Genomic DNA, 25,992 nt, shown 5'->3' with positions numbered 1-25,992 from the left:
TATTATCGATATAATAGCCAAACAAAATATTTTTAGAGGAAACAAAGATGTCAGACATAATTAATCTAAATAAAAAGCGAAAAGCTAGAAATCGTTTAGAGAAAAAAAAGAAAGCCGTTGAAAATCGTATTAAATTCGGAAGAACAGAAAAAGAAAAGCATATTGAAAATCAAGTAAATGAACGCATTGAGCGTCACCTAGACGGTCACAAATTGGAAAAAAAATAGGCAGAATAAAAATTCATTGCAACACTACCAGTATGGAAATTACCTGCCATCCGAGCAGGTTTTGGTCCTGCCAATTGATTCTGGTGCTAGTAGTTACCTTGGGATTTAAAAGTTTATTTAACAAATTTAAAAAGATTTAAGAATTATATCTTTTCTATTACAAATATACTGGTATCTCAATAGTTCATTGAGATACGGAATGGATTTATCAAAAATTAAATATTGATTTTTATCAACTGCTTGGGCAATTTTGCTTACTGAATTAGTTAAATCATGGGGTGTTGAGTTCTAAACCATCGTCACTTTCACTGTCATTGTATTCATACTCGTTTTCTTCTGGTGTTGCTTGCGTTTTGTTTGCATTCACAGAAGCAAGCGTGCGAGTCAAAATATAAACTACCCCTATAAAAAAACCCAGAACAGTGGAGATTAAGGAAGTAAGTGCCATTTTCAAATGAGTACCACCACTTTGGAATTCCTGTAGGGCATCGTTCACTAAGCTTTTGGCTCGTATCTCTGCATCCGAAGCAGAGCTTATTGCCACACGCGCGCTTTCTGCCAATATCATCAATGCCACAGGTATGGCTGCTAATGCGGCAGCGCTATGGCCAATAGTTGTAACTGCAGAATAAATGGGAATAAGTATAGGTGATGCTAAAGTTACGCAAATATCTTTCTTATCCTGAAAAGGGGTCCAAAAAAAAGAATTTAATGTTTCCCGTACGCTCACTCGAAATTCACTCCTATTTTAGGTGTTATTAATATACATTTTTTTCAATAAATGATCAATTGTCAGTGCTTTTTCTATGTGTTTTTGACCTGATAGTGAGCCTATCCCAGGATGAGATAGTAAGGTTAGGTCTAGCTGCTAAGGATGATAAAAATATTTAATACGTAGACAGAGTAAAATTTGCATCATTCTTATGAGTTACAACATCTGCTATCGATATAATGGTTCGCGACACAACGCTGATTAAACCTAAAATAGGGCCAAGCAGCGCCAATGGCACGAAAGCAAAGGCCATAAAGATGCTTTCCATGCCGCTTATAAATATCTCTTTTCCTTCCTGTAACTTATCATTTGCCCTGTGGTACTCACTATTTGAATAGGTAGTAAACCGGAGGGCGTCAATTAATTGTCCAATGACTAAAATGATTAACGCTAAGCCCGCACATGCATAACTAATAGCCATAAGGCCAAAATACACAGGAGCCAGAATAGGGGAGGCCAAGGTTACCAACACATCTTTTATGCCTGAATACGGGGTCCAAAAATTACGCTGCAAGGCGGCTTTACTATAGAAATCAAGTTCCATTGTTGCTCCATTATTGTGCTTAAATATTTAACAACAAAAAGGAGCGGTAGTTATACCATAATTACGCGCTGCTTCAATAATGAAAACTTCCGCTACAGCAATGTATAAACTAGCAAGAATTTATTTGGTGGCCTATATATTCTTGAAAGGATTGCTGAAAATTACTCAGGAGTTGTAATGGGACATTCAAATGAAAAAGACAACAGCAAGTATGCTTATTTTGAATGTCAGGTTTGTCAGGTACTTGATGCAGGACATCCAGAACACAAGTCTCGCTCCTATGCTTGGCGTCCAGCCACTGATATCTATGAAACCGATGCCGCCATCATTATAAAAACAGAATTAGCAGGCATGCAGGCAAAAGATTTCAATATTACGTTTATCGATCATCTATTGACAATTAATGGAGTACGCAAGGATAGCGAGGCTAAATTAAATTATCACTGCCTTGAAATACCTTATGGCGCCTTTCAGGTAAGAGTGCTTATTCCGGGTAAATATAAAGAAGCAGATATCAGCGCACGCTATGAAAATGGGTATTTATACGTGCTCTTACCAAAAGCTTTGTGAAGCCTCCATATATCAGTTGAAAAGGATGTAAACATGGAAATTCTTACTCAAAAGGATGAGGGGAAAAGTTCGGATATCCGTCCTGAAATTCCAGTAGAACTCCCTATTTTGGTGTTACGCGGCAATTTGGTATATCCCTCCATGGTTATGCCACTTAGCATTGATCAAGCCAATTTGATTCAATTGGTTCATGATGTGGCTTTAAGCCCTTCGCGGGTTTTGGGGTTGGTAGCCATTAAAGACGATAGAACTGAGGGTGATAACAATAATATATATACCATGGGCACGGCGGCTACTGTTTTACGGTTATTTCATGTTCCTGACAATACGGTACGTTTGATTGTACAAGGGCTGGAGAAAATTCGAATTAAAGAATTTACCAGCACAGAGCCTTATCTTAAGGCAAAGGTTGAGGTGGTTTCAGAGAGCATGGCTCAAAATAAGGAAACCGAAGCGCTTATGCGCAACACCATTGAATTATTAAGGCGAATGGTTGCATTGGCTCCTCATTTACCGGAAGAGCTCTTAATGGCTGCCTTAAATGTGGATGAACCGCGTCAGTTAGTATACATCATTGCTACTAATTTACGCATGGATCTCAACAATGCACAAAAACTTTTGGAATTAAACACCATTGAAGACAAATTAATGGAGCTTAACAAATTACTCGGTAAGGAAATTGAAATACTTGAGTTAGGAAAAAAAATTCAAAGCCAAACCCAAACGCAAATGGAAAAAAACCAGCGCTCTTATATTCTTCGCGAGCAGCTTAAGCAGATTAAAAAAGAGTTGGGCGAGGAAGATGATGAGACAAATGAAATTAATGAGTATCAGGAAAAAATTCTCACAGCGCATATGCCGTCTGAAGCTGGGAAAGAAGCCAGTCGCGAGCTGCAGCGTATGCAAGCGATGACTCCAGCTTCTGCGGAGTATCACATTATTAAAACTTACCTTGATTGGTTGATTGAAATACCTTGGGAGAAACGGACTGAGGATAATCTGGATATTACGCGCGCGCGCAAGATTCTGGATGAAGATCATTATGATATGAAAGAAATCAAGGAGAGGCTCCTTGAATACCTTGCTGTAAGAAAATTGCGTTCTGAACGCGACCGGGAAGAAAAGCATCACCATAAGGGTTCCATACTTTGTTTTGTCGGCCCGCCTGGGGTGGGAAAAACGTCCCTAGGCCAATCCATTGCCCGTGCTCTGGGACGCAAATTCATCCGGATGTCACTAGGTGGGGTGCACGATGAGAGTGAGATTAGAGGGCATCGCCGTACTTATATAGGGGCTATGCCTGGACGCATCATCCAATCGATTAAAAGAGCCGGTTCACGTAATCCGGTGATGATGTTGGATGAAATAGACAAAATAGGTTCAGATTTTCGCGGTGATCCTTCTTCGGCCTTATTAGAAGTTCTGGATCCTGAACAAAATAAGACGTTTGCAGATCATTACTTGGATGTTGATTTTGATTTATCCGAAGTGATATTCATTTGCACAGCAAACCAATTGGAGCCAATTCAACCCGCATTACGGGATCGCATGGAAATTATCAAGTTAGCGGGTTATACCGAAGAAGAAAAAGTACACATAGCAAAACAATACCTCATCCCACGACAAATCCCAGAAAATGGCCTTACAGCAAAAGAAATCAAATTCAAAGACCGTGCAATACGTAAAATCGTACGTGAATACACTCGCGAAGCAGGGGTGCGTAACTTAGAGCGGGAAATTGAATCCATTTGTCGCAAAGTTGCGACTGTGGTTGCAGAAAATAATCGGGATATACCCATCGTAGTCACCCCGGAAAAAGTTGAAGAATTGTTAGGTAAGCCAAAATACTATTCTGAAATCGCGGAGCGAACCACTCTTCCTGGAGTGGCTACAGGACTTGCTGTGACTCCTCTCGGTGGGGGCGATATCTTGTTTATTGAAGCCACTAAAATGCCTGGTTCCAAACGATTTATCATTACAGGGCAATTGGGAGAGGTTATGAAGGAATCAGCACAAGCCGCATTGTCGTATGTGCGTTCGAAAGCTCATGAGCTGGGTATCGCTGAAGAATTATTTGAAAAAAATGATATCCACATTCACATTCCGGCGGGTGCAACGCCAAAAGACGGCCCCAGCGCCGGAGTTACCATGGCAACCGCATTGGCATCCCTGATGACCAATCGTTTGATTAACAGTGAAGTCGGCATGACGGGTGAAATCACTTTACGTGGCAAAGTCTTGCCTGTAGGGGGAATTAAAGAAAAAGTACTTGCAGCACATCGTGCAGGCTTGAAAAAAGTTATTATCCCCAAACGCAATGCTAAGGATTTGGAGGATTTACCTGAAGAAGTCCGGCAGGAAATGGAATTCATTCTGGCAAAAGACGTCAGCGACGTATTTGCAGCGGCGCTCAATCCTGAAGCAAAATCCTAATCCACCCTTGCATAGGTTGCAGTTCAAGGCATAATCAAAGTCATGGCGTTATACATTAAGGATAATTTTATGAACGATATTAGCCGCGGGAATATACGTGTTCGAGGTTTTGCCAATGAGGAAATGGATTTTCAGCTGCTAAGGCAACTAGGGGCAACCTCCTATGGGGCAGCTTCTGTGGGGGAGTGTTTCAATCTTTCTGCTAAAATTGCTGATGGCAATCCTAAGAATTGGGTGCAAGAATTCACCCGTTTGGCCGAATGGCAAAAAAACGATGGTTTAGAGCGCTTGCTTAAAAATCACATTATCAGTGGCCGCGAACAATTGTTTAAAGCATGTAATTCGTTCCGTGCTGCTGAATATTATTCGCCTTGTGCGTCAGAACAACATCGTACATTGGGTTTAAATTCAGCGGATTGCTTTAGGACCGCAATCAGTACTTTGGATATTCACTTCGAAACCCACAGCATTACTTATCAGGATATAGCCATCCCGATTTATTTTTTCTCCCCTGCCAATGATGGGGTGCAGCGCAAGACAGTTTTAATGGTAAGCGGTTTTGATGGAACCATGGAAGAAGAGTTTTTTATGCGTGGATGGGCAGCAATTGAACGAAATTATAATGTGATTCATTTTGCGGGTCCGGGGCAAATGGATGTATTTCGGCAATATCCAACTACATTTTTTCAGCCTGATTTTGAGCAGGTAGTCAGTAAGGTCATTGATCATATTGCGTTCCGGCAGGAAGTGAATATGAACAAACTGGCTTTGGTAGGTATTAGCATCGGCGGTTATTTCGCAACGCGTGCCGCAGCTCATGAGCCACGCATAAAAGCTCTAGTCGCCAACTCTCCCATCCTTGACGTCTATGCTTATCTTACATCATTTGTTCCTGGGAATCCTTTGGATATTCCGGATGATCACGACTTTACATTGGCAGATATTCCCTTTATTTCCGATACCGAGTTTCCCGTTGAATTAAAAGCAAGAACCGAGCAGTTATTGATGCGTTATGGGAGACACTCTTTTAAAAACACATTTAAATACTTGCAAGAATTCCAGGTGGGGGAGGCAATCAACAATATTACATGTCCTTGTCTTGGCCTTATAGGAACCGCAGAAGGGGAGGAGCCTAGGAAACAATTTGCCGAATTTTGCCGGCAAGTTAGAGCGGATAGTTATGAATTCAACGATTTTGAAGGTGCGAGCACGCATTGTCAGGTCGGTAATGTTTCTTTTGCGAATGCAGTCATGTACGATTGGTTGGATCAACTGTAATCGGAGGAGAAACTTATGCAGTGTTATCGAATATTGATTTTGGTTTGTTGTACTTTTTTGGCAAGTTGCCAAGTGTATCAAAATCAAAGTTTATTCACCCTTAAACCTAACGATGCCACTATCACCACCTCGGTCATGGATGCATTGGTGAGTAATCGCGAATTGGCTCCTTATAATTTGCACGTCGAAAGCGAAGACGGAGTCGTACACTTAAGCGGTTATGTGAAAACCATCCGCCAAAGCGATATCGCAGGTGAAGTAGCCAAAAAGGTTGCCGGGGTAAAATCTGTGGAAAACAACATCATTGTCAGAAAATAAACATGATTAAGCCTGATTATTGTGCCGTGATAACCAGGCTTAATCTCCTAAAAAACAAACAATTAGATTCAAATACAATCATTCCTTCCTTTACTTATTTTTCACTGTATCCAATACTTTAGTTATAAAAATCAATTTCCAAGAGCACAATAACATGAACGCATGGACACAGCAGTTGGAAGAACGATTGCTCAAGCAATTGGGAAAAAGCAAAGGTTTGGCATTAAGTAAAAAGTACGTGCAAAAATTTCCAGCAGGATATCGTGATGATTTTGATGCCATCCGTGCGGAAGCTGACATTGCCAAACTTGAAACTCTCTCTGAAAACCATACTCTGGCGATTAGCTTATATTTCAAGGCGGGTGAAGAGGGCGATTTGCATCTGCGTTTGTATCAATGGAGGAAACCGGTGCCGCTGTCCGATGTTTTACCCATGCTTGAAAATTTTAATTTGCGTACCCTGGCAGAGCATCCTTATAAAATCCAATTGGAAAAAAATAAAATGGTTTGGATTAACGATTTCCATTTGGAGTATAAGGAAGGGAAGCTGGAACTTGAAAAGGTAAAGGCACTATTTGAAGATGCATTTGCTAAAGTTTATTTCAATCTAGCTGAAAATGATGGCTTTAATAAACTAATTCTCGGAGCTTCGTTATCATGGCAAGAAGTCATTATTTTGCGTGCGTATGCCAAATATCTCCATCAAATACGCTTCCAATATAGCCAGGCTTATATTGAAAAGGCATTAATAAATAATGCATCTTTAATGAAAGACTTGGTTGAGTATTTTAAGTTGCTACACGATCCTGGGCGATTTAAAAAAAATCAATCCGCTGCTTTAGAAGTAGAAATTCTGCAGAAACTGGAGTCAATTCCCGCATTGGATGAAGACACCATAATTCGCCGTATATTAAGTTTAATTAAGGCAACTTTGCGTACTAATTATTTCCAGCGCACTCATAATAATGAGATTAAACATTATTTGGCTCTTAAGTTAAATTCCCGTACTATCCCTGAAATGCCCTTACCCGCTCCCCTATTTGAGACCTTTGTTTATTCTTCACGTTTTGAAGGGATTCATTTACGTAATGCGAAAATTGCTCGTGGCGGTTTGCGCTGGTCCGATCGGCGGGAAGATTATCGTACGGAAATTCTAGGATTAATGAAGGCTCAAGTCGTAAAAAACTCAGTGATTGTCCCTTCCGGCGCCAAAGGCGGGTTTGTACTTAAAGCAGTGCCTCCTGGTGCTGGACGTGATTTTATGGTTAAAGAGGTAACGTATTGCTACACAGGTTTTGTAAGTGGTTTATTAGATCTTGCCGATAACATCAAGGATGGAGCGTTTGTTCCCCCGAAGGATGTCGTGTGCCATGACAGCCCCGACCCTTATCTGGTTGTCGCCGCTGATAAAGGAACGGCCACTTTTTCCGATCTTGCCAATAGTATTTCCAAAGCATATGACTTTTGGCTGGGTGATGCATTCGCCTCAGGAGGTTCTGCGGGATATGATCATAAAAAAATGGGTATTACAGCCCGGGGTGCATGGGAATCGGCCAAACGCCATTTCCGTGAGCTTGATATTAACATCGCTGAGCAACCGATTACCGTAGTCGGTATTGGCGATATGAGCGGCGATGTATTTGGCAATGGATTGTTATATTCCAAAAACCTTAAGCTAGTTGGTGCTTTTGACCATCGCCATATTTTTATTGATCCTAATCCGGATGCCGAACTATCATTCGCCGAGCGCCAACGGTTGTTCACTCTTCCTGTTTCATCTTGGGAAGATTACAACCCAAGTTTAATTTCTGCAGGCGGAGGCGTTTTTAAACGCACGCTTAAATCCATCCCGGTTACTGCGGAAATGAAGCAGAGATTTTATATCGAGGAAGATACACTGACTCCAGACGAATTGATCCGCGCACTTCTTAAGTCGCCTGTGGACTTATTATTCAATGGCGGGATCGGTACGTATGTTAAATCCAGTCAGGAGAGCCAAGCCGAGGTAGGCGATCGCAGTAATGAGCGGTGCCGGATAAATGGCAAGGACTTGCGTTGCCGGGTAGTTTGCGAAGGTGGAAATTTAGGGTTTACCCAACGCGGCCGTGTGGAATTTGCCTTACATGGCGGCTTAATCAATACTGATTTTATTGATAATTCGGCTGGGGTCGATTGTTCCGATCATGAAGTGAATTTAAAAATTCTTTTGGATCATGAAGTGCAGCAGGGAAATTTATCACGGACTGCACGCAATAATTTGCTCATGTCTTTAACATCCGAGATAGCGCAATTGGTTTTAAAAGATAATTACCATCAAGCCTTGGCATTAAGCTTTTCTAGATTTTCAGCTGCAAAAGACATAGTCCAACATACTGATTATATAAAACATTTGGAAGCGCAGGGAATTCTAGATCGCCAGGTGGAATTTTTGCCAGATGATAAAGAACTCATTGAACGTAAGGTAGAAGCCATTGGTTTAACGCGTCCTGAGCTTGCTGTTTTGTTAGCCTATACAAAAATTAATCTTAAGGCAGAAATTTTAAAATCCGATCTGCCCGAAGATGCTTATCTTAAAGAAATCATTCAGACAGCTTTCCCGGCCAAAATTGGTAAAAAATATAAAAAATCCATGCAACAGCACCAATTGCACCGCGACATTATAGCAACCCAACTTGCTAATGAAGTGGTCAACAACATTGGTATGACGTTTATTTATCAAACCCAAAAAGAAACGGGGACGCCAGTTGATAAAATCATACGTGCCTACACCGCAGCTTCAGCTATTTTTGAAACCAATGAATTGCAACGCATGGTTGAGTCACTTGATTTTAAAATATCCCTGGCGGAGCAATTTGATATCATCACTAATATTCGCCATTTACTCATCTTATCCACCCGCTGGTTTTTACAGGGCCGCCGTTTAAGTTTGGATTTGCAGGAATTAATCGGTAAGTATTACAAATCCGTAAAGCGGCTTGAAAAGATCATTCCTGAACTTATGGGAGGTTTTACGAAACAGTATTTGGCTTCCATGACGATGAAATTTCAGAAATCAGGTCTTTCGCAAGCGATTGCCGAACGCATCGCTACGTATCGCGCTATCTATACCGCACTGAATATCATAGAAGTAGCCCATATCAATGGTTTCGATTTAATCAAAGCTGCAAAAGTTTATTTTGCCAGTGGCGAGCGTATGAATTTGTTATGGTTTAGAGATCAAATTGCTAGCGAGTCTCGTGAAGGGCATTGGAATACGCTTGCGCGTTTTGCCCTAAGGGATGAGCTGGACAATGCCCAGCAAGCAATGACTGTGGCAATTATGCAATCTACACCGGATAAATGGGATGTAAACAGACGCATTGATAGATGGGTGAGTGATAACCAGACTATTATTTTGCGCTGGGAGCAGCTTTTATCAATGCTACACAGCAGCCAGGCGATCGAGTACAGCATGTTTTTTATTGTTATTCGCGAATTTATCCGCCTGATTCAGGCTGCCTGCATCAAATAGCTTGCCGTGTTGCAATATTTATTAATAAGTATCCATCCTTAATGAAGGTTCTTTTTCTTTGTTATTGCTTGCCGAGAGGGGACGCGAGAAGAATCCATTCCTAAGCGCTAATGGCACTGAGGGTGAAACGGGAGAAAACTGGGTTTTTGAAGAAAGATTATCATTATTATTTTCAAGAACTAATAGCAATTGAGGTTGGGAAAACATACCTGTCATTTCCTGAAAATAAGGATGGTTATTTTTTAAGAGTAAGGCGATTAGGTCGCTTGCGTCTTCGACGGTTAGTGCAGGTATAACTTTTTTCAGTAATTCATTATTTAAAAGCGAGGGGGAAGTATATGCTATTCTGCACAGAATTTTTAAAGCTGTCTTTTTTACAAATCCATCCTCATCATTCAGGCAGCCTGCAAGTTGGGTTAACGCGGAGCTAGATAACGTATTCGGAAAATAGTGGCTGAGTGTTTCCAACAGGAGCACAGCACTCTTACGGGCAAAGGAAGGCGTTGCCGCTATATTTAGGATTAAAGGCATTCTTTTTACTATAAGTAGGTGCATCTCCTGGGGGCAGGATTTTAAAAAAGAGCGTATGACCCAAAGGCCAAGAATTTGTTCATCTATATCTTTCCGCTCCAATTTGGCCAGATACTGTGTGGCATAAAAGTAAATTACGCGCGGTGTTTGCAAGCTTATAATCGCGCTAATTAGCGAAACCAGTTTTTTTTGAATGATATTATTCTTTTCAGCTTCAAGCGATGCAAAGAGGCTGGAAAGGCCTTTAGAACCCAATATTTCCGGCGCTATTCTCACTAAAAACTTCAGTGTTTGTATTGCGTAAATCTGTAATTGCGGATGTTGGTCTCTTATATTTTCACTCACAGAGGTCATTATTTCTTCATTTAAAAATAATTTTAATGTTTTCGGACATTTTTTTGCCAGAAGAGAAAACATGAACAGGGCACTTCTGCGTGAGAATGTATTTGCTTCTTTAAGCTTATTGGCAAGAGAGCAAAGGAAGTTGTTATTTAATAATTGTGAGAAATGCTGGGCAGGAAAATCCTTTAATGTTGCATAAAGCTGATTTTGTACATCGAATTGTTCACTATCCAGTTTATTGACAATAATATTCAGTTGATTTTCCGATAAAGACACTTCACTTTTTGTAATGAGAAACGCTATGGCTTGTAATGCTTTCGTGGCAATATAATCTTCACTATCGCGCACTTGGATAATAAAACCATTCAATAAGTCCGCGTAATTTTTATTTTTGTCAGGTAAGATTGGAATTAATCGAGAAAATAAGCTTAAGGAATTCAATTGCATATAAATGTCGTTTTGACTTAAATTTTCAATTATTTTGGTAGCATGTTTTTCTGTTATTAACACTGAATGGTTCAAAATTATAGTTGCAAGTGCATGCTGGGCCACGCATTGGACGTCGACATCAGAATGGGTCAAATGCATAACCAACTTATCCGTAAGAGATTGCATTTGTTCCTTGTTTAAAAAAATAGCTAATTCATCCTTTAATAAATTGATTGTTTCCAGCGCTATTTCATGGGTATTGGCATTGGATATGGCTTCTATTGTTTTGAGGAGATTTTCGCAATAAATACGAATAGTATGGATTTGCAGTTCAGTAAATTTTTGTGGATGTTTTTTCCATAAAAAAGATAAAACGTGCAATACCATAGGGGAGTTGCTGTTTTTAGTATTAAGCATTTGAATCAGGGTATCGAGATTTTCCTCTGTAATTAACTGCGGTTGTTTTTCAGCGATTACGCGGCAGGCAAGCAGAACAGGCAGAGCTCCTTCGGAGTTTGTTTTAATCACGTCTAAAAGTGTTTTGACAGTAATTAGGTGTGGAAAAGTAATGAAAATACTCCACACGACTGCTGTGTTGGGTAGCGATAATTGCGTTGGCTCTTCTTTAAATTGCTCTAGCAAAAATTTGATATTTTCATCTTTAAGAAGAGGTAATAAGCTGGCTAAACCTACTACACGGTACTCTTTCAAGAGAGTGAGTTTATTTAAAAAATCCAACTCAGCTGGAAGGATGAATTCTCCTGATTTAATTTTAAATCCGATATGCAATGCATGCAGTTTAATGAGGGTAGGAGAATAATCAAGTTTGTGTGCTAATAAATAACTAAGTTGCTGCTGTAAATAGGCAGTAATCGATGAATAAAAATTGATATCTTTTTTTTTAATATTTTCTATGGGCTGGAGCAATTGAGCAAAAAGCCGTTGGTATAAGATATTCCAGGAAGCCTCATCTTTTTTTTCTTTGATTGTTGCAAACAGCGGCATCAATACACTGGCAATATAATTTGCCTTTTTAGTAAGGGAAAAATTTGCAATTTCATCATGAGAAAGAAAAAAACTCATTTCGGTAATCAAGGAGTTTAACTTTAAGGCAGACAGAGGTGGTTTAGGCATGGTTTTATTTTATCCCAAATGAAATATAACCAGTCATACTATAGTACTGTAACTATAAAACAGGATAAATAAAAAATTCATGCATTATTCACGCGCATAACCTATTAAATCTAAGCTTCGTTGCAAATATTCAGCAAGAAAAGGATGGCCCAATAAATAATCAGGCAAATTATCCGGTAAATTATTTTGTGCAGATTGTCGAGCGCTCTCCCAATCGTCAAAATCACCGCGTCCTAAGTACATTAAGGTCAGTAAATCCAGTTTTTTTTCCACCGTTAATGCGTCAATAACATTTTTTATCTCAAGATAAGTTAAATCATCCTGGTGATCGGCTAAAATTTGCGCCCAATCGTATTCATATTCCGTTTCAGGCATCTGTTCACCAAAGGTAACTTCTTCTTTCGCATGAAATTCTTTAGTTTTTTCAATTAAGTCACTCACAATTTGCGGGTTTACAGATAAAATATCGATGCTTAACATGGCTACATTCCTTTGCCTTATATGCTTATAATAATTATAGAACACCGACTAAATAGAGCATGAGTACCTTAGGTAGAGAAGCGATAACTTGAGAATATAATTTCTATAAAATTATAGAAATTATTGGCCAGTTATCTAATTATCGTTAGTAAAATTAAATATAGGAAGTTATTTTAAGCGATATGAATACCCCATTTCTTTCTTCCACAAACGAATTGATACAGCAGGCGGAACACGCGCTAACGAATTCTTTATCGGTCCTTAAAGACTTGGCTCAACATGCGGATGCTTTGCCTGGGTCTGATTCAGTGGGAGGTAGAGTACAAACCCTGCAATTAATTTTACAGTATCGATTAGATACCCAGGATGCTCTATTGCGGCTTTTACACATTGAACAAACGCTGCTGCAAGTTTTAGGGATTGCGCCGCAACATTCTTCCCGGATTAACATGGAGAGAATTGCTTTTGCCCTGGGCCACGATGATTTACGCCACATTTTGCATGCATTAAGTCAATTGATTGATTCTTTGGCAAAGATTGCGAATCGGATGGGAAACCGCGAGCGCTTCACTGATCAAGTCACACACCAGCAAGCATTGAAAGCCAGCAATCGTTATTTAAAGTTTCAAGAGCGTTTGCAGAGCGCTGCTGAACAACAAAAGCGTTTTGTTATCACATTGGATGATATTCATCGGAACATAAAAGAGTTGGTGAAGCGGGAAGCAATCGGACCTGTTCTTGATCACATTGCGGCACTGCGCGGTCCTATATCGCAATTTTTTCAAGCAGTACAAAATGGTTTGGGCTTATCCCATGCCCTTTACGAAAAAACTAATAAAAACATGGGCGTAACTAAAGAATTGAGCATTTTGTTGCAGCAGGCAGATTTAGTATTGCGTGAAATCCCGGCTTTGCATCCGCGGCAAACTCTTCTTTCGCCGGCAAAAATGTCAAGCCCCGATCGCTTGGAAGAACGTGCAACTGCAAAGCGAATGGGGCATTTTTTTCATTTGTAATGACGCCTTTTTATGCCAAGATATTATCCAAGTCATGTGCCAGCAAACGTCGATTGGCGCGAAAATACGTAAGCGGCGAATGTTCAAGCAAGTCGGATAATCGCTCCATGTAGATGCAAGCATAGCGGTCCACTTGATAGGCAAAATAACTTTCTTCTGCCCCAGCCCGAAAAATTCGCTCCCATTTTGGATTAAAAAATTTATGTTGTTCCTGCAGTAATTCCATGATTTGTTTGTCAACCGCATTTATTTGTATCTGTAAAGCCTGAATTTCATTGTCATAGACATGCGTTTCTTCTTCAATGCTTTTGGTATTTATCTTGATATAATTTTCTTCAAGTTTGCGCTTCGTTTTCATGGCAGCGTTAATCTGCAATTCAACGGGCCTTGCTTTTACCTGTGCTGCTATCTCATCGCCGAGTTCTTCTACGACGAGAGCCGTGCGCCAATTACAGTCTTTCTTTAAACGTAAAATATCGCCATAAATATGATCGCCAATATATAAAATTTCATCTCCTTTTAAATGCAAATCTTCTGTGAATTTTGTTGCATATCCTCCCTGATAGACACCGGGAGTAATTTTTCCTGTAACGTTGGTCATTGTGCCGGTTGTCGGATGAACGGCAAGAAATCTTGACTCGTCATAGAAAAAACGCGGTTTATTGGCGAGTGTAATCACATATTCAAACAAATCCTGCCAATTTTTGCCTTTTTCCATGAAAGGATCGATAGTGTATTCCAATAAAAGTTTTGCATATTGATACTCAGAATTGGTCAAAATAAATATTTTTTTCCCATGCTTGATGTAACGTTTAAGCCCTTCTACTACGGTGTGATCTTGATAGACAAACTGCTCCGGTGCATCACAGATCCGCCGCTTCAAGGTGCCTTCTGCGTGGACTTCATCCACGCTGTTTAATACGTCTAACGCAATGACATTATAACTGGGTAGTTCATGAGGGTATTGATCTTTATAATCAATTAACTGGCTATATAAAACGCAAAATGCAATGGAGAAAGACGTATCGATAGCCATGTAATTCGGATCACCTAAATCCACATAAATACTGCGGTAAAACTGCTTTTGATCAGAAAATTGTATGGCTTGTGTACCATGATAACTCTGGCGGATAGCTGCATATCGACTTAATTTTAAGATATTGCCATTCTTGCTATCGACTACCAGCCCACGAATTGCATCTTTAAAATTAAATTTAAAGCTGCGGATGTTTTCAGGATATTTCTTACTGTTTATCAAATTATCAATGACCAATTGATACACTAAAGCTTCGAAGTTTTCAGTTTTATAACGGATCAGCGTATGATCCATATCCAAGCCGATAAACTTAATTTTTTTCATGTTCAAGATGCGGTTTACAAAAACTTTCTGATTCATGCCTTTTCTCTCAAATATTTGCCGTTAAAGAGCGTTGTACTAATCATGGATATATGGCTGATAGTCGGGGAACCACATGGTGTTATGAATTGCTGTCTCAATGTTCTTTTCAGACTGCGCATCTGCATGTTTTTCTTTAATCGCTTCCAATAGGACTGCTTTTGCGATGTGCTGACTGACTTTGCGTATGGACGTTAGTTCGGGTAACAAGCATCCTTGGCCGGTAATAGTCGCGGGTGCCAGTTCACTCAGTGCTAATGCTGCGGCCATCATCATGCCATCCGTTACCCGCTTGATTTTACCCGCAACCACGGCTAAGCCTATGCCGGGGAAAATATAGGAATTATTGCATTGCGAAATGCTTATTTCTTCCCCATTTATGTAGACTGGGGCAAACGGGCTGCCTGTCGCCACTAAAGCTCGGCCTTTTGTCCAGGTTAATAAATCATTAGGAGTAGCTTCCGCTCTGGAAGTGGGATTTGACAGAGGAAAAATAATGGGCCGCTGGCAATAATGACCCATGGTTTCCACCATGGTTTGCGTAAATTGGTTGGCTTGACCGGATACACCGAGAAGAATAGTCGGTTGTGCGTGCTGGATGACATCCAAAAGGCTGAGTTGTTTCCTTGCTGGTTGCCAACCTGATAATGATTTGCGGGAATGGGCAAAAGGTTTTTGAAATGGCAGCAATCCAGGCAACTCATCATGCAATAACCCTAAGCGATCCACGAGATAAAAACGGGAACGCGCCTCTTGTTCGCCGAGCCCCTGGCTTACCATCATTTGCACTAGTTGTTCGCTAATGCCGCATCCTGCCGAGCCTGCCCCTAATAAAGCGATCCGATGCTCCCTAAGTGGCATGTTGCTAATTCGTGTGGCGGCCATAATGGCTGCCACAGTCACTGCTGCTGTACCCTGGATGTCATCATTAAATGTACACAATTGCTCACGGTAGCGTTGCAATAAAGGATAGGCATGTTGTTGGGCAAAATCTTCGAATTGCAATAATGCTTGTGGGAAATGCCGCTTGACCCCTTGTACAAATTGATCGACAAAATGATCATACTCACTGCCATTTATACGAGTATGACGCCAACCTAAATATTGCGGATCATTTAATTTTTCCTGGTTATTTGTACCCACGTCGAGAACGATGGGTAAAGTTTCACCAGGATTGATGCCACCGCAAACCGTATATAAGGATAGTTTACCAATTGGGATACCAAGCCCGCCTGCACCTTGATCGCCCAATCCTAAAATGCGTTCACCATCGGTCACCACGATGACCCGTATACTGCGTTCCTGTGCAATGGACGCCAGGATGGCATCCATTTTATGTGCCTCCGGATAACTGATAAACAATCCTCGCGGTTGCCGGTAAATATGATGGAAAAATCGACAAGCTTCACCTACCGTAGGCGTATAAATGATCGGTAACATTTCCGTAAGATTTTCTAAAACAAACCGGTAAAACAAAACTTCATTGCGATCTTGTAAAGCGCGCAAATAAATATGTTGCTCAAGTGGGCTCTGTTTTGCTGCATAAGCATCACGGCAGCGTTGTAATTGCTCGCTAATTGTTTCGGTATTGGCGGGAAGCAAGCCGTATAAGTGAAATAATTCTTTTTCTTCGGGAGTAAACGCAGTGCCTTTATTTAATAAAGGATTGCGCAGTAATGTTTGTCCAGTTGCAGATACTTTAATTGCCATCTGTTGCCCCTGTATCCTTTTGCTTATAATAACAATTCAGTAATTCCTTATACATTTTGCATATTAGCACGTATGCTGTTGTTAACAAGCAAGGAAGACTCAAAGCTGCAAAAGAAGGCGTAAATTCAGAGTCTTAAGATAGGGTATGGTTTTTTAAAATTTAAGGATTGCAAAAAAAGTGTTCAATAAAGATACCATTTTCCTGGGTTTTTTGTTATAATTTCCGCCACTTTTAAACCCGGGCTAGGAGTCATGGTTGTCTGAGTCAGTTGCAATTGATTCGCAGGGCATTTTTCCTCGCACTTATTGGATGCCTTGGCTGGTATGTTTATCAGCCGGATTATTTTTTCTGTACGAATTTTTTCAGCTCAATCTATTTGATGTGATTAATGAGCCATTGCGCCAGGAATTTCACATCAATGCTGCAGAATTGAGTTGGATGTCCAGTGCTTACCTTTGGGCAGACATCTTGTTTTTGCTGCCTGCCGGAATTATTCTTGATCGGTTTTCTACCCGTTTTGTTATTTTAGCCGCCATGTTTATCTGTGTGTTAAGCACGATGGGATTTGCTCTGACCCACTCATTCGTCTGGGCTTCTTTTTTCCACTTTCTATCCGGCATCGGGAACGCATTTTGTTTTTTATCTTGCGCTGTTCTGGTTTCACGCTGGTTTCCGCCGCGCCGGCAAGCGCTTGTCATCGGTTGCCTGGTGACGATGGCATTTATAGGCGGCATGATGGCACATACTCCTTTGGCATTTCTAAATGAGCAATATGGGTGGCGAAACGCTTTATTTATTGATGGCGGAGCAGGGGTATTATTATTTTTCTGGATTTTTTTTACGGTCAAAGACCGCCCTGACAACCAGAAAAAGACAAGCTCTGTGAATCAAGCGGCATCGTCCGGTTTTTCACGGGCATTGCTTAATCCGCAAAATTGGCTGGCTGGCTGTTTTACTTCTTTCCTTAATTTGCCGATTATGGTGCTTTGTGCCTTGTGGGGTGCAAGCTATCTGGAAACCGTGCATCATTTATCCAAGATGGCAGCCAGTAATGCCGTTAGCTTGATTTTGGTAGGGAGCATCATCGGGTGTCCTGTTGTTGGGTGGTTATCTGACTATATGGGGCGGCGCAAACCGCTGATGATCCTTGGCGCTATGGCAACTTTGCTGACGGTTCTGCCATTGTTTCTGCATAGCTCCATTCCTCCGGTAGTTTTATGCACCCTATTTTTTTTGCTTGGGTTTTTTACCAGTACTCAAGTGATTTCATACCCCCTGATAGCTGAGAGTAACCCAGCCAGCAGCACCGGCTCTGCGACCGGGATTTCTTCAGTAATTATCATGGGTGGCGGTGGCCTCGGGCAGGTTTTGTTTGGCATATTAATGCATCATCATGCCGGGGCAGCGCAGTATTCAGCAGCGGATTTTCAGTTCGCTATGTGGATGTTCCCTGTTACGATTGTGGCTGCGCTAGTAGCCGTTTTCTTTACCCGTGAAACCTACTGCAAACGTTATAGTTAAGGAGTCTTTTTTATGCAGCCATTGGTGGAAGAATACAGAAGATTCGACCTGGTAAAAACAACGCTGTTACCATGGATAATTTGCTTCGCTGCATCCTTATTTCTCTTTTATGAATTTATTCAGGGCAATATGTTTGCCTCGATTGCAGATAACATAATGCGGGATTTTCATATTCAAGCCGACAAAATGACTTATTTGTCCAGTATTTATTATCTCGCCAATGTAATTTTTCTTTTTATTGCAGGGATATTGCTCGATCGTTTTTCAACAAAAAAAACCATAGTAATTGCCATGCTGCTCTGTATTTTGAGCACATTTCTTTTGGCTTATGCCCACTCGTTTTACCTTGCACTTTTTTGTCGGTTTGTAACAGGCATCGGTAGCGCATTTTGCTTTCTTGGACCTATCCGTATTGCTTCGCGCTGGTTCCCGCCTAACCGCATGGCGCTGGTTACCGGCGTAGTCGTGACTATTGCCATGACAGGCGGTATGTTGGCCCAATATCCATTAACCAAATTGGTGCTTGAATTAGGTTGGCGCGATTCGCTTATTCGAGTAGGTTGGCTGGGTGTCGCATTATTATTATTCATGATGTACTGGATTAAGGATAAGCCGCAAGAAGAGGCCTTAGCCACCGCCAAAAAACTGGATGTATTAACCACGGCAAAAATGGCTTATCTAAATTTGCAAACATTTCGGGCGGCTCTTTACACCAGCTTGATGAATATGCCTATTGCCGTGCTGGGGGCAATGATAGGTTCTTTATATTTAATGCAGCGGCTTGGGGTGAGTAAGGAAGATGCTGCATTGGTTAATTCCATGTTATTCCTCGGTGCCATTGTAGGCGGTCCTGCCATTGGCTGGTTTTCAGACAAATTAGGTTTGCGTGTATTACCCATGAAACTGGGTGTGCTGGCATCTTTGCTTACTCTATTAGGGATTATGTATTTACCCGTATCCCTGACCATGATGGGTTTTTTATTCTTTTTGCTGGGTTTTTTTACTGCCGCCCAGGTAATCAGCTACGCTTTGGTAGCAGAAAGCAGTCCTGCTGCAATGACGGCCATGGCAGTGAGTATGATTTCCTTGCTGACCCAAGGCGGATATATTCTTTATCAAAATTTATTCAGTGCCGTATTGCTATGGCATGGTGACATGCATATGGTTGCGGGAACGCCGGTGTATTCTTTTACAGCGTATCAAACCGCAGCCTTGATCATGCCGCTGGGATTGGGTATTGCCCTGTTCGCATTGTTTAAACTGAAAGAAACGTATTGTCGGCATATTCAAGGATAAGTATGGATTCTGGACGGGTTTGTATACTATTAATGGATTCATTAGGTATTGGTGCAAGTCTTGATGCCCCAAGCTATGGGGATGCAGGCGCAAATACCTTTATGCATATTTACCAGGCTTGCCGGGATAGGCGTGCCGACCAATCCGGATTACGCAATGGCGATTTGCACATCCCCAATCTGGCGCGTTTGGGTTTATACCACGCCGCAATAGCCAGTGCGGGGGTAAAATTTATCGATTTATCCACTTTGGCCGAGCCTGCCGGCTATTATGGCTATGCGGTGGAGCAAAGCCTTGGGAAAGACACCCCTAGCGGGCATTGGGAATTGGCAGGAGTGCCAGTTATGTTTGCATGGGGCTATTTCCCTGAGGCCATTCCGTGTTTTCCCCCGCAATTAATAGAAAAATTCATTGAACGCGCGGCTTTGCCTGGGGTTTTAGGCGAAAAGCATGCATCGGGTACGGTGATTATTGAAGAGCTGGGAGAAGCGCATTTACTGTCTGGGAAACCCATTGTTTACACATCTGCGGATAGCGTTTTTCAAATTGCAGCACACGAAGAGTATTTTGGCTTGGAGCGCTTGTACCAAATTTGCGAAATTGCCCGTGAACTGGTTGATGAGTATAAAATTGGACGCGTCATAGCGCGGCCTTTTACTGGAATTCCAGGAAAATTTAAACGCACTGGCAACCGCCGCGACTACGCAGTACCGCCGCCGCAGCCAACATTATTGGATTTTTTGAAAAATGACGGGCGGGAGGTTATTGCCATTGGCAAAGTGGCCGATATTTATGCGCATCAGGGGATTAGCAAAACCATTAAAGCAGATGGTAATCAAGCGCTTTTTGATGCAACCTTGGAATGCATGAAGACAGCGCCTGATAAAAGCCTTGTCTTTACCAATTTTGTAGATTTTGATTCATCGTACGGCCATCGTCGCGATGTGGCGGGTTATGCTCATGCTTTGGAAGCTTTTGATGCACGTTTACCGGAATTGGAGTCTTTATTAAAGCCTAATGATATGGTTGTCATCGCTGCCGATCATGGCTGCGATCCTACTTTCCCTGGAAGCGATCACACGCGGGAGCATATTCCTGTTTTAATGTTTGGCCCGAATTTAGCCAGTCGTTTTATAGGAAGACGGGAAACTTTCGCAGACATAGGGCAGACGCTTGCAGAATACTTCGCAGTTAAGCCCCTGCAGTATGGACTTTCTTTCTTAAATCAGCCATGAGCTATCCTGTTTCCTTTTTAGAATATTGCACGCTTCTTAATTTGCGCCTCACTTCCATGCGCAAGGAAATTCTTTACATTTTATGGCAAGCGAAAAAGCCTCTGAAAGCCTATGAAATTTTAGAAGCTTTATTAAAAATAAACCCCAATGCCAAGCCGCCTACTGTGTACCGCGCCTTATTATTTTTTGTAACACAAAACATGGTCCATAAAATTGAATCGATTCAGAGTTATACGTTATGCTCTGAACCGGAAAAAAACTTGTTCTCGGAAGTGTTGATGGTTTGCAATAGTTGCCATGAAGTTGTTGAAACCTATGACGCAATGATGCAGGCGTTGGTTTTAAACATAGCGGCAAAAAATGATTTTAAACTAAAACAGCATGTCATCGAGTTGAAAGGAGTTTGCCATAAATGTGCGGTATAGCGCATGGCTTTTATTTTATTCTCGCAGCCATCGTAATTGCTATTCAGATTGCGTTCCAAAACGTATGGAGAAGTAGAGAATTCAATATTGCTGCATGCTGGGTTGCTCAAATATGATACATTTGTGGGTTTTAATGAACTGAGGATTTTCTAATGCCAACTTTGACTGACGCCATAAACGCGATAATTGCTGGAAATGATGAAGATTCAATTGTAGGTAAGTTAACGTCTATTCCCAAGTATCTCTTCTTTCAGCCTTTTCAAAAAAATTTTAGTGATGTGGCGCTCACGGTTACCGCTTCGGTGACCGCCCCCCTTGTTCTGGGAGTGATGACGGCAGTAGCCGCAGCAATGGTGGTAACGCTGCCGCTTGTTGCCATAGCTTTATTTGCTGCTAACCGCTTTTTCGCTGCACGTGGTTACGAGGATGAATATGAGCCAGGGAATGAAGATGACATAAGAAATAAGGCTTTTGTTGGGGGGGCGCTGGCACTGCTTGGCGCCATGATTGCACTGGCTGCGACCCCTATATTATTGCTGTTCACGGTGCTCGCAACCCCACTGGCCTTAGCGTCTGTCATAAGCCGGACAGCAGCGACCATTGCCGATGCGATACAAAGTGAAGACGAATTGAATGCATACGGTTGTCAATAGAAATCGATTGCTAAATTATTGTTTGTTTTATGCAAATTACAGCGGCATCCTTCCCACCATAAATAATTCATCCTGGACCCTCTGAAACCGTCATGAGTTAACTACAGCAGGATGTCATTTAGCTGAAAGTAATTTGCCGAAGATGCAACATAATAGTATTTGTTCAATTTGTGGATGCCATAATGACCATGGCTGCCTAAGGTTGAGTCGCAAAAGATGAGCTGAAGTTTTTAAGGAATTCCATTGTGAAATTTGCATAAACATGATACATTGTGAGTTTTAAATAAACTGGGGATTCTTCTGATGCCAACCTTAACGGATGTATTTAACGTTGAAACGTCGATTGGGACGAAATTAAGGAGTACTTTCTTTCAACCTTTTCAAAAAAATTTCAGTGATGTAGCACTCACTTTCACTGCGCCAGTCAGTGCTCCTCTTTTTTTTGGCATGCTGACAGTGGCTACTGCAGCAGTGGCAGTAGCTTTGCCATTGGCTTCTATCGCTTTATTTGCTGCCAACCGCTTTTTTACAGCACGCGGTGCTGAGCATCAAATTACAAATGATAGTAACGATATACGCAGCCAAACTCTTGCCTTCAGTGGCTTTGCATTGATTGGTGGCGTGGTGGCATTGGTTGCCACCCCTCTGTTGTTGCTGCTGACGGTGCTGGCAGCCCCATTGGCTTTAGTGTCTATTGCAACCCGTACAGCAGCGACCATCGCTGATGCTGTACAAGGTGCAGAGAATTCTAGACCACAACATGTGTATTAATGGTTTTGTAGTTCTGCCTATGGCTGCATTTGCAGCCATAGCATTCAAATTTATCAGCCTCATCCTTTCACAAGATAATTCCTTCTTAAAATATATTTTTTATAATATATTTGCATAATGTGTTTAATTGTAGTACAATTTGATTTTATTATGCAGTCGAGGATGTATTATGCCCAGATCTTTTATCCCTACTTTAAACGATGTATTAAATTCCGAAGGACTAGAATTTACTGAAAAGGTAAGGTTAGGCATAAAACAAACTTTTTTTCAGCCTCTGCGCCGGGATAATCCCAGAGACTTCGTGCATACCTTGTGTTTGCCAATCACAGCACCTCTTTTTATGACTGCAGCTACAGCACTTGCTGCATTGCTGGCGCCGACGCTATTGGCTGCTTCGGCGGCTTTATACGTGACCCATAAATTTCTTGAGGCACGCGATACCAACAATAATCCGGACCAGGAACATGCCCCGGATTCTGGGTCAGATGTACTTTTCTATAGCAAAATTGCGGCTGAGTATACATTAAAGGCTGCCGGGGTATGTTTCGCACTCACTCCTTTCTTATTGTTGGGTGCTATTTTAAGTGTGCCTTTAGGGCTAGGAGCTATTGTGACCCGTGCAATTGCCACTCTGGTTTCTCCTCCTGCTTATGATGGTGCAGAGAATGAGCCTCAATACCCTAGGGATGCCTGTACAAATAATTGATTTTTTTAGTACAGAAAATGTTTTTATATTATTCAGCAATAATGTTTGTTCAGAGGACGTGCCATGCCGACTATTACCGAAGTTTTGAATGACCAGTATCAATCTATACCGCAAAAAGCCGTCGGGGCCTTGCATGCAACTTTTTTCCAACCCTTCAAAAAAGGAGCTACGAGCGATATTCTCTTCACGCTGGCTTCACCGATTAGTTTCCCGCTGTTTTTGGGAGTGGCCACGGCCATATCCGCTTCTTTGCTGGTTACTTTACCGGTTTTATCCCCCTGTTTGCTGTTCGCCAGTTCTTTTTTAAAAGCACGCGGCGCGGATGCACAGTCCAATGGTTTTTTTAGGCCAGAACATTTATATAATGCTGCCATGGCAAGTTCAGTCCTTGCAGTTATCTGTGCGGTAGCAACTCCAGTATTATTGTTGGCAACATTATTGTCTGTTCCATTGGCATTACTCTCCATGGCGACTCGAGCCGGGGCAACTATTGTTGAGTCGGCTCGCGAGCGAAATAATGCAGAATATCCAGCATATGAGGTGTGATGCATAGTGTGCAAACATGGAATGTGGTATTCAAGGGAATATGCCAGGAGGTAACTTAACTTTCTGGATATTCCCCTTGTCGTTATTTTTCATCCAATTTATACATTTTTATTGCAAATCATAATTAGAAAACAAAATTTTATTGCAAAAACTTTACGAACTCCCATCATAATTGCAAATAAAATTACCAATCCCTATTGATTTTTCTGATGTCATCCCCAAATTATGCAATTTGATTTTGTGAGGATTAATTTTGGAACAATTTCGCGGCACAACCATTTTATCCGTACGGCGCGGCAATCAGGTCGTTATAGGTGGTGACGGTCAAGTCACTATGGGTAACACCGTGATGAAAGGAAATGCGCGCAAAGTTAGGCGTTTATATAAAGATAAGGTTATTGCGGGTTTTGCCGGAGGAACGGCGGACGCATTCACCCTGTTTGAGCGCTTTGAAAGTAAACTGGAGCTGCATCAAGGCCATTTGGTGCGGGCTGCAGTCGAATTGGCCAAAGATTGGCGCACTGACAAAATTCTAAGGCGCCTGGAAGCTCTTTTGGTGGTTGCAAACAGCAAGTCATCTCTCATCATCACGGGTAATGGTGATGTAATCGAGCCAGAAGAAAGTTTGATGGCAATTGGTTCAGGCGGTCCCTTTGCACAAGCTGCCGCGCGTGCGCTTCTTGAAAACACGGATTTATCTGCACTGGAGATAGTTAAAAAAGCATTAGCCATTGCCGGCGATATCTGTATTTATACCAACCACAATTTAACCATTGAAGAATTAGACAGTGAGTAATTTAATGAGTGACATAAAAACTGTAATGACCCCGCGCGAGATTGTCGAGGAATTGGACCGATACATCATAGGACAAGACCAGGCCAAGCGGGCCGTGGCTATTGCCCTGCGCAACCGTTGGCGTCGTTTGCAAATCCCGGATAGTATTTTACGCAATGAAATAATGCCTAAAAACATCTTGATGATTGGGCCGACCGGGGTCGGGAAAACAGAAATAGCGCGAAGATTGGCACGCCTGGCAGAAGCTCCTTTTATCAAGGTGGAAGCTACAAAATTTACTGAAATTGGCTATGTTGGCCGCGATGTGGATGCCATTTTGCGCGATTTAACCGACATTGCGGTGAAACAAGAGCGTGAATTGGCTATGAGAAAAGTACAAAATATCGCCGAAGAAGCAGCTGAAGAACGCATTTTGGATACCTTGCTGCCGCCGCCGCGTGGCAATTTAAGCCCTGCGGAAAAAGATTCAGCCACGCGCCAGATTTTCAGGAAACAATTGCGTGAAGGCAAGCTTGATGACAATGAAATTGAAATCGATTTAATGGCTTCCAATGTAGGGGTGGAAATTATGGCACCTCCTGGCATGGAAGAGATGACGAATCAATTACAAGCCATGTTTCAGCAAGTGGGTTCAGGAAAAACAAAAACAAGGAAATTGCCTGTCCGCAAAGCAATGAAATTGTTATGTGAAGAAGAAGCAGCAAAACTTATCAATGAAGATGATATAAAAACGCGCGCTATTGAAAATGTAGAGCAAAACGGCATCGTTTTTATTGATGAAATCGACAAAATTACCAAGCGTCCAGAGCACGGAGGTGATGTTTCCCGCGAAGGAGTACAGCGTGATTTATTGCCGTTAATAGAAGGAACAACGGTTTCAACTAAATATGGCATGATTAAATCGGATCATATCCTTTTTATCGCATCAGGCGCTTTTCATGTCGCAAAACCTTCCGATCTCATTGCAGAGTTGCAGGGAAGATTGCCTATTCGTGTCGAGCTTTCAGCTTTAAGCGTAGAAGATTTTGTGCGGATTTTAACGGAACCAAATGCGTCTTTGACGGAACAATACATTGCTCTTATGGCAACAGAAGGCTTGCATCTTGCATTCACTGAATGCGGCATTCAAAGAATTGCCGAAGTGGCGTGGCAAGTAAATGAACGCACGGAAAATATTGGCGCACGCCGTTTATATACTGTTATGGAGCGTTTGCTTGAAGTGGTTTCATTCGAAGCAACTGATAAAGCGGGTGAAACCGTATGCGTCGATAAGGATTATGTGAATCAGCATTTAGGCAAATTAGTAGCGGATGAAGATTTAGCCCGTTATATCCTGTGATAAATCACCAAG

Annotated in this window: 23 protein-coding genes; 17 read left to right on the top strand and 6 right to left on the bottom strand. The window is 41.7% G+C overall.

What is annotated here, in order from left to right; genetic code table 11:
• Positions 1-47: 47 nt before the first annotated feature.
• The gene (locus ELY11_RS04770) at positions 48-227 is read left to right on the top strand and encodes a DUF4169 family protein (RefSeq protein WP_126954448.1); all 180 of its coding nucleotides are present in this window, start codon (positions 48-50) and stop codon (positions 225-227) included.
• Positions 228-498: 271 nt separating this feature from the next.
• On the opposite strand, the gene ELY11_RS04765 is transcribed toward ELY11_RS04770, so the two are convergent.
• The gene (locus ELY11_RS04765) at positions 499-957 is read right to left on the bottom strand and encodes a hypothetical protein (RefSeq protein ID WP_126954449.1); all 459 of its coding nucleotides are present in this window, start codon (positions 955-957) and stop codon (positions 499-501) included.
• A 157-nt stretch (positions 958-1,114) separates the two neighbouring features.
• A complete protein-coding gene (locus ELY11_RS04760) occupies positions 1,115-1,543 on the bottom strand; it encodes a hypothetical protein (protein ID WP_126954450.1) in 429 nt (142 codons plus the stop codon).
• A gap of 177 nt (positions 1,544-1,720) precedes the next feature.
• Between ELY11_RS04760 and ELY11_RS04755 the strand changes: the two genes are divergently transcribed.
• From ELY11_RS04755 to ELY11_RS04735, 5 genes are all read left to right on the top strand, one after another.
• The gene (locus tag ELY11_RS04755) at positions 1,721-2,113 is read left to right on the top strand and encodes an Hsp20/alpha crystallin family protein (RefSeq protein ID WP_127032621.1); all 393 of its coding nucleotides are present in this window, start codon (positions 1,721-1,723) and stop codon (positions 2,111-2,113) included.
• Between the two features lie 33 nt (positions 2,114-2,146).
• Positions 2,147-4,546: an endopeptidase La gene (gene lon / locus ELY11_RS04750; protein WP_127032620.1), complete on the top strand. Its 2,400-nt coding sequence runs from the start codon at positions 2,147-2,149 to the stop codon at positions 4,544-4,546.
• Positions 4,547-4,615: 69 nt separating this feature from the next.
• Complete coding sequence (locus tag ELY11_RS04745; protein WP_127032619.1) at positions 4,616-5,824, top strand: alpha/beta hydrolase family protein; 1,209 nt, start codon at positions 4,616-4,618, stop codon at positions 5,822-5,824.
• Between the two features lie 15 nt (positions 5,825-5,839).
• Positions 5,840-6,142: a BON domain-containing protein gene (locus ELY11_RS04740; protein ID WP_126954454.1), complete on the top strand. Its 303-nt coding sequence runs from the start codon at positions 5,840-5,842 to the stop codon at positions 6,140-6,142.
• Positions 6,143-6,296: 154 nt separating this feature from the next.
• Positions 6,297-9,653, top strand: coding sequence for an NAD-glutamate dehydrogenase (locus ELY11_RS04735; RefSeq protein WP_127032618.1), 3,357 nt, complete (start codon positions 6,297-6,299; stop codon positions 9,651-9,653).
• Between the two features lie 21 nt (positions 9,654-9,674).
• On the opposite strand, the gene ELY11_RS04730 is transcribed toward ELY11_RS04735, so the two are convergent.
• Entirely contained in the window at positions 9,675-12,089 is a 2,415-nt protein-coding gene (locus ELY11_RS04730; RefSeq protein ID WP_127032617.1) for a hypothetical protein, read from the bottom strand.
• An 84-nt stretch (positions 12,090-12,173) separates the two neighbouring features.
• Positions 12,174-12,569 carry a DUF3775 domain-containing protein gene (locus ELY11_RS04725; RefSeq protein ID WP_126954457.1) on the bottom strand — a complete coding sequence of 132 codons (396 nt, stop codon included), beginning with the start codon at positions 12,567-12,569 and terminating at the stop codon, positions 12,174-12,176.
• Between the two features lie 182 nt (positions 12,570-12,751).
• Here ELY11_RS04725 and ELY11_RS04720 point away from each other — a divergent pair, with 182 nt between their 5' ends.
• Positions 12,752-13,585 (top strand): hypothetical protein, encoded by an 834-nt coding sequence (locus ELY11_RS04720; RefSeq protein ID WP_127032616.1) that lies wholly within the window; start codon positions 12,752-12,754, stop codon positions 13,583-13,585.
• A gap of 10 nt (positions 13,586-13,595) precedes the next feature.
• Here the strand turns inward: ELY11_RS04720 and ELY11_RS04715 are convergent, their stop codons facing one another.
• Positions 13,596-14,981 carry an HAD-IG family 5'-nucleotidase gene (locus tag ELY11_RS04715; protein ID WP_127032615.1) on the bottom strand — a complete coding sequence of 462 codons (1,386 nt, stop codon included), beginning with the start codon at positions 14,979-14,981 and terminating at the stop codon, positions 13,596-13,598.
• Between the two features lie 39 nt (positions 14,982-15,020).
• Positions 15,021-16,691, bottom strand: a complete 1,671-nt coding sequence (locus ELY11_RS04710; RefSeq protein WP_127032614.1) for an NAD-dependent malic enzyme — start codon at positions 16,689-16,691, stop codon at positions 15,021-15,023.
• Positions 16,692-16,947: 256 nt separating this feature from the next.
• On the opposite strand from ELY11_RS04710, the gene ELY11_RS04705 reads away from it, so the two are divergent.
• The 10 genes from ELY11_RS04705 (at position 16,948) to hslU (ending at position 25,980) form a co-directional block, all read left to right on the top strand.
• Positions 16,948-18,213 (top strand): MFS transporter, encoded by a 1,266-nt coding sequence (locus tag ELY11_RS04705; protein ID WP_199737786.1) that lies wholly within the window; start codon positions 16,948-16,950, stop codon positions 18,211-18,213.
• A gap of 12 nt (positions 18,214-18,225) precedes the next feature.
• Positions 18,226-19,509: an MFS transporter gene (locus ELY11_RS04700; protein WP_126954461.1), complete on the top strand. Its 1,284-nt coding sequence runs from the start codon at positions 18,226-18,228 to the stop codon at positions 19,507-19,509.
• 2 nt (positions 19,510-19,511) lie between these two features.
• Positions 19,512-20,744 carry a phosphopentomutase gene (locus tag ELY11_RS04695; RefSeq protein WP_126954462.1) on the top strand — a complete coding sequence of 411 codons (1,233 nt, stop codon included), beginning with the start codon at positions 19,512-19,514 and terminating at the stop codon, positions 20,742-20,744.
• The gene (locus ELY11_RS04690) at positions 20,741-21,169 is read left to right on the top strand and encodes a Fur family transcriptional regulator (protein ID WP_126954463.1); all 429 of its coding nucleotides are present in this window, start codon (positions 20,741-20,743) and stop codon (positions 21,167-21,169) included. The genes ELY11_RS04695 and ELY11_RS04690 overlap by 4 nt, the downstream gene beginning before the upstream one ends.
• 152 nt (positions 21,170-21,321) lie before the next feature.
• Entirely contained in the window at positions 21,322-21,822 is a 501-nt protein-coding gene (locus ELY11_RS04685) for a hypothetical protein (RefSeq protein WP_126954464.1), read from the top strand.
• Positions 21,823-22,125: 303 nt separating this feature from the next.
• Positions 22,126-22,593, top strand: a complete 468-nt coding sequence (locus ELY11_RS04680) for a YwiC-like family protein (protein WP_127032613.1) — start codon at positions 22,126-22,128, stop codon at positions 22,591-22,593.
• Positions 22,594-22,762: 169 nt separating this feature from the next.
• Positions 22,763-23,299, top strand: a complete 537-nt coding sequence (locus tag ELY11_RS04675) for a hypothetical protein (RefSeq protein WP_127032612.1) — start codon at positions 22,763-22,765, stop codon at positions 23,297-23,299.
• Positions 23,300-23,362: 63 nt separating this feature from the next.
• Entirely contained in the window at positions 23,363-23,845 is a 483-nt protein-coding gene (locus ELY11_RS04670) for a hypothetical protein (RefSeq protein WP_127032611.1), read from the top strand.
• A 253-nt stretch (positions 23,846-24,098) separates the two neighbouring features.
• The gene (gene hslV, locus ELY11_RS04665) at positions 24,099-24,641 is read left to right on the top strand and encodes an ATP-dependent protease subunit HslV (RefSeq protein WP_126954468.1); all 543 of its coding nucleotides are present in this window, start codon (positions 24,099-24,101) and stop codon (positions 24,639-24,641) included.
• 4 nt (positions 24,642-24,645) lie between these two features.
• Positions 24,646-25,980: an ATP-dependent protease ATPase subunit HslU gene (hslU, locus tag ELY11_RS04660; RefSeq protein WP_233579651.1), complete on the top strand. Its 1,335-nt coding sequence runs from the start codon at positions 24,646-24,648 to the stop codon at positions 25,978-25,980.
• Positions 25,981-25,992 lie beyond the last annotated feature (12 nt).

This window comes from Legionella septentrionalis (genome assembly GCF_003989745.1).
Taxonomy (GTDB): domain Bacteria; phylum Pseudomonadota; class Gammaproteobacteria; order Legionellales; family Legionellaceae; genus Legionella_A; species Legionella_A septentrionalis.
Note: the sequence above shows the minus strand (reverse complement) of the source record. Positions and strands in the feature narration are given on the sequence as shown.

Coding starts and splice junctions, on each gene's coding strand:
- ELY11_RS04770 (WP_126954448.1), top strand. CDS start 48: ATGTCAGACATAATTAATCTAAATAAAAAGCGAAAAGCTAGAAATCGT.
- ELY11_RS04760 (WP_126954450.1), bottom strand. CDS start 1,543: ATGGAACTTGATTTCTATAGTAAAGCCGCCTTGCAGCGTAATTTTTGG.
- ELY11_RS04755 (WP_127032621.1), top strand. CDS start 1,721: ATGGGACATTCAAATGAAAAAGACAACAGCAAGTATGCTTATTTTGAA.
- lon (WP_127032620.1), top strand. CDS start 2,147: ATGGAAATTCTTACTCAAAAGGATGAGGGGAAAAGTTCGGATATCCGT.
- ELY11_RS04745 (WP_127032619.1), top strand. CDS start 4,616: ATGAACGATATTAGCCGCGGGAATATACGTGTTCGAGGTTTTGCCAAT.
- ELY11_RS04740 (WP_126954454.1), top strand. CDS start 5,840: ATGCAGTGTTATCGAATATTGATTTTGGTTTGTTGTACTTTTTTGGCA.
- ELY11_RS04735 (WP_127032618.1), top strand. CDS start 6,297: ATGAACGCATGGACACAGCAGTTGGAAGAACGATTGCTCAAGCAATTG.
- ELY11_RS04730 (WP_127032617.1), bottom strand. CDS start 12,089: ATGCCTAAACCACCTCTGTCTGCCTTAAAGTTAAACTCCTTGATTACC.
- ELY11_RS04725 (WP_126954457.1), bottom strand. CDS start 12,569: ATGTTAAGCATCGATATTTTATCTGTAAACCCGCAAATTGTGAGTGAC.
- ELY11_RS04720 (WP_127032616.1), top strand. CDS start 12,752: ATGAATACCCCATTTCTTTCTTCCACAAACGAATTGATACAGCAGGCG.
- ELY11_RS04715 (WP_127032615.1), bottom strand. CDS start 14,981: ATGAATCAGAAAGTTTTTGTAAACCGCATCTTGAACATGAAAAAAATT.
- ELY11_RS04710 (WP_127032614.1), bottom strand. CDS start 16,691: ATGGCAATTAAAGTATCTGCAACTGGACAAACATTACTGCGCAATCCT.
- ELY11_RS04700 (WP_126954461.1), top strand. CDS start 18,226: ATGCAGCCATTGGTGGAAGAATACAGAAGATTCGACCTGGTAAAAACA.
- ELY11_RS04695 (WP_126954462.1), top strand. CDS start 19,512: ATGGATTCTGGACGGGTTTGTATACTATTAATGGATTCATTAGGTATT.
- ELY11_RS04690 (WP_126954463.1), top strand. CDS start 20,741: ATGAGCTATCCTGTTTCCTTTTTAGAATATTGCACGCTTCTTAATTTG.
- ELY11_RS04685 (WP_126954464.1), top strand. CDS start 21,322: ATGCCAACTTTGACTGACGCCATAAACGCGATAATTGCTGGAAATGAT.
- ELY11_RS04680 (WP_127032613.1), top strand. CDS start 22,126: ATGCCAACCTTAACGGATGTATTTAACGTTGAAACGTCGATTGGGACG.
- ELY11_RS04675 (WP_127032612.1), top strand. CDS start 22,763: ATGCCCAGATCTTTTATCCCTACTTTAAACGATGTATTAAATTCCGAA.
- ELY11_RS04670 (WP_127032611.1), top strand. CDS start 23,363: ATGCCGACTATTACCGAAGTTTTGAATGACCAGTATCAATCTATACCG.
- hslU (WP_233579651.1), top strand. CDS start 24,646: ATGAGTGACATAAAAACTGTAATGACCCCGCGCGAGATTGTCGAGGAA.